At 64.9% G+C, this 3,117-nt stretch carries 3 protein-coding genes and 1 tRNA gene; 3 read left to right on the top strand and 1 reads right to left on the bottom strand.

Annotated features, from left to right (window positions below):
* Positions 1-136: 136 nt before the first annotated feature.
* On the bottom strand, positions 137-1,462 hold the full coding sequence (locus HUK65_RS18185; protein WP_235442271.1) for an ATP-binding protein: 1,326 nt from the start codon (positions 1,460-1,462) through the stop codon (positions 137-139).
* A 59-nt stretch (positions 1,463-1,521) separates the two neighbouring features.
* On the opposite strand from HUK65_RS18185, the gene HUK65_RS18180 reads away from it, so the two are divergent.
* From HUK65_RS18180 to HUK65_RS18170, 3 genes are all read left to right on the top strand, one after another.
* Complete coding sequence (locus HUK65_RS18180) at positions 1,522-2,412, top strand: MBL fold metallo-hydrolase (protein WP_179907668.1); 891 nt, start codon at positions 1,522-1,524, stop codon at positions 2,410-2,412.
* Between the two features lie 68 nt (positions 2,413-2,480).
* Positions 2,481-2,555, top strand: a tRNA-Asn gene (locus HUK65_RS18175).
* A gap of 123 nt (positions 2,556-2,678) precedes the next feature.
* The gene (locus HUK65_RS18170) at positions 2,679-3,011 is read left to right on the top strand and encodes a hypothetical protein (protein ID WP_179907667.1); all 333 of its coding nucleotides are present in this window, start codon (positions 2,679-2,681) and stop codon (positions 3,009-3,011) included.
* The last annotated feature ends 106 nt before the right edge of the window (positions 3,012-3,117 follow it).

Raw genomic sequence — 3,117 nt, 5'->3', positions numbered from 1 at the left:
CAGCATTCACCCCAGAGGAATGCGCGCGATACCTCCGCCATGCAGGCTATGCGTCAACTTGATCGGGAGTCACTCTAACTTATTGTGGTCGCATGTTTTGCGCGCAAAACCGGTTCCCACTTTTGCGCAACATGCTCTAGCGCGGCAGGATCAGCCGCGCCCGCAGCCCCCCCAGCGCCGGGCTGTTGTCCAGTTCCAGCCGCCCACCGTGCTGGTGCATCGCATCTTCGGCAATCGCCAGTCCCAGCCCGACGCCCCCGCCCAGGTTCTGGTTGCGCGCGCTGTCCAGCCGAACGAAAGGACGCTTGGCTTCCGCGCGCCGCTCAGGCGGGATGCCGGGGCCGCAATCCTCGACCGTAATCGTCAGTTCGGTGTCGGATTGCGTCAGCGACACATGCGCCGAAGCCCCGTAGCGCAGGGCATTGCCGATCAGGTTCTCCAGCGCGCGGACCACCAGAAGCGGGCGCAGCGCCATCGGGGCGACCGGGGCTTCCTGGCAGTCGAATGTCACGCGGGGCTGCGCCTCACGCCGGGCCTCGACCACCTCGCGCACCATGGCGACGGGATCAACGGCTTCGACCTCAACCACCGAATGGGCGCGGGCGAAATCCAGAAAACTGCCCAGCAGGGTTTCCAGTTCCGCGATATCGGCCTCCAGCGCGGCAACATCCTCGCCCGGCTCCATCATCGACAGGGTCAACCGCATGCGGGTCAACGGTGTGCGCATGTCATGGCTGACGCCAGACAGCATCAGCGTGCGCTGCTCTATCTGGCGCTCGATCCGATCGCGCATGTCCAGAAAGGCGCGACCGGCGGCGCGCACCTCGGATGCTCCGCTGGGATAATACCGCAGGCTCTGCCCCTTTCCGAAGGCCTCGGCTGCGCGGGCAAGCCTGCGGATGGGGCGGACCTGATTGCGCAGGAACAGGAACGAGATGAAGGTCATCACAATCGTCGCCAGCAGCACGATCACCAGCAACTGATGGGGGTTGGACGGCGACATCCGGTTCCGGTTCAGCGAAGCCTGCAACACCCCATGGGCCGTGTCCGTCCAGATCACGACCTGCCGCGTGTCCGTTTGCAGATCGGCCGCCAGATAGCCGGGCAGGTCCTCGCGCAAGGTGGACAACAAGACCACACCGGCCAGGTCATGCACCCGGCGCAGGTCGGCGGGCGGAACGGGGCCGGGCGCCGGGGCCAGCTCCAGCCGCAGCGCGCGGGTCAGCGGGTCCAGCTCGGCCAGGGCATCCCCAAGCTCTGGCGCTGCATCGATCCGGCCCAGGATGTAGCGCAGCTCCAGCACCACCGCGCCCGTCAGCTGCTGGGTCACGCGGTCAAAATGCCGCTGGATGAAGACTATGGACAGCACGATCTGTATGGTGACGATGGGCACCACAAGGATCAGCGCGGTCCGGCCATAAAGCCCGCGCGGCAAGAGGGATTTGAGCCAATGCGACACCATCACCCCGCACCCTATCCCCATTCCGGCGCCAGCGGCACCCCCCGGTTTGGGGTCGGCGCATGACCGGCGCGCTCTGGCTGGACCCGGCCCTGCGCTGCCTGCGCGCGCCGAACCCCGGCCCGCTGACCGGGCCCGGCACCAACACCTATATCGTCGGGCGCGGGGCGGTCGCGGTGATCGACCCCGGCCCGCAGATCGAAAGCCATCTGCAGGCCATCCTCGCCGCGCTGGGCCTTGGCGAAACCGTGGCCCGGATCCTTGTCACCCACAGCCATCGCGACCACTCCCCCCTGGCCGCGGCGCTGTCACAGGCTACCGGCGCCCCGGTCTGCGCCTTTGGCGACAGCCTGACCGGGCGCAGTGCGGTGATGGAGCGGCTGGCCGCCGACAGCGCCCTTGGTGGGGGTGAGGGCGTCGATCCGGCGTTCCGCCCCGATATCACACTGCCCGATGGCGCCCGGATCGCTGTGGGCGCAGAGCAGTTGCAGGCCCTCTGGACCCCCGGCCATTTCGGCAACCACCTGTGTTTTCTCTGGCGCGGCCATGCCTTTAGTGGCGACCATGTAATGGGTTGGGCCACAACGCTGGTCTCCCCCCCGGACGGAGATCTCACGGCCTTCATGGACAGCCTGGACCGGCTGGAGGCCCTGGCGCCACAGCGGCTCTTTCCCGGCCATGGCGACCCGGTCGAGGACGGCATCCCCCGCATCCGCGCCCTGCGCCAGCATCGTCTGCACCGCAAGGCGGAGATCCTGAAGCACATGACCCAGGGCCCGGCCACCATCGCCAGCCTGACCCGCGCCATATACACCGACACCCCCCCGCATCTGCACACCGCCGCCGCCCGTAACGTGCTGGCACATCTGATAGATCTCACCGAAACAGGCCGCGTTGACGCCCATCCCGCCCCCTGCGCAGATGCCACATTCCGCTTGCGAAAAAACTCCTGAAACCCATGACATCAAGCCCCATTTCGCTCTGGACGCCCCGGAACGGAGTTGCTATATCGCCCTCGTGTTCCGGCGTAGCTCAGCGGTAGAGCAGTTGACTGTTAATCAATTGGTCGTAGGTTCGATCCCTACCGCCGGAGCCAAAAATCAAGCAAGCTACTGATTTATCTTCGAATTCCCTTTTGGGGTTCGTAGGTGTATCACCAGACTGTATCACCGCTGCGGCGGTGACCCGGTGCGGATCCCATGAATGGGACGACCGACCTATGCTTGCGCAAACCCATATGTTTCAGCGGGGCGATGTCTGGTACTGGCGTCGGAAGGCTCGCGGTTTTTCCACAAGAATCATCGACTTGCAGATCTCTCTGCGGACGACAAACCGGCAACGCGCGGTTATGATCGCCCGGCGTGTGACAGCCGAGAGTGACGACGTGATGGAAGCCGTGAAACAAAGTCAGATGACCCTTGAGGAAGCGAAGGCCTTCCTGCGTGCTGTGATCTCTCGGGAAACAGAGCTGCTTGAACGTCAGCGCATGGTCATCGCGATGGATATGGGGCCGGGAAATCCGGCTCTGTTTATAGCGCGACAATCTGGGTGAGAGGAGCGCGTCAATCAGGATGAGCATCCTTGGTCGCGACATCAGCGAGGATGGCGGGTTTGTGTGTCGCGGGCAAGGGGATTGTCGCCAGTGATTGTCGCGCGGC

It is taken from the genome of Rhabdonatronobacter sediminivivens (assembly GCF_013415485.1).
Classification (GTDB): domain Bacteria; phylum Pseudomonadota; class Alphaproteobacteria; order Rhodobacterales; family Rhodobacteraceae; genus Rhabdonatronobacter; species Rhabdonatronobacter sediminivivens.
Note: the sequence above shows the minus strand (reverse complement) of the source record. Positions and strands in the feature narration are given on the sequence as shown.

Excerpts from the sequence above, each read along its gene's own strand:
- HUK65_RS18185 (WP_235442271.1), bottom strand. The coding sequence starts at position 1,462 with ATGGTGTCGCATTGGCTCAAATCCCTCTTGCCGCGCGGGCTTTATGGC.
- HUK65_RS18180 (WP_179907668.1), top strand. The coding sequence starts at position 1,522 with ATGACCGGCGCGCTCTGGCTGGACCCGGCCCTGCGCTGCCTGCGCGCG.
- HUK65_RS18170 (WP_179907667.1), top strand. The coding sequence starts at position 2,679 with ATGCTTGCGCAAACCCATATGTTTCAGCGGGGCGATGTCTGGTACTGG.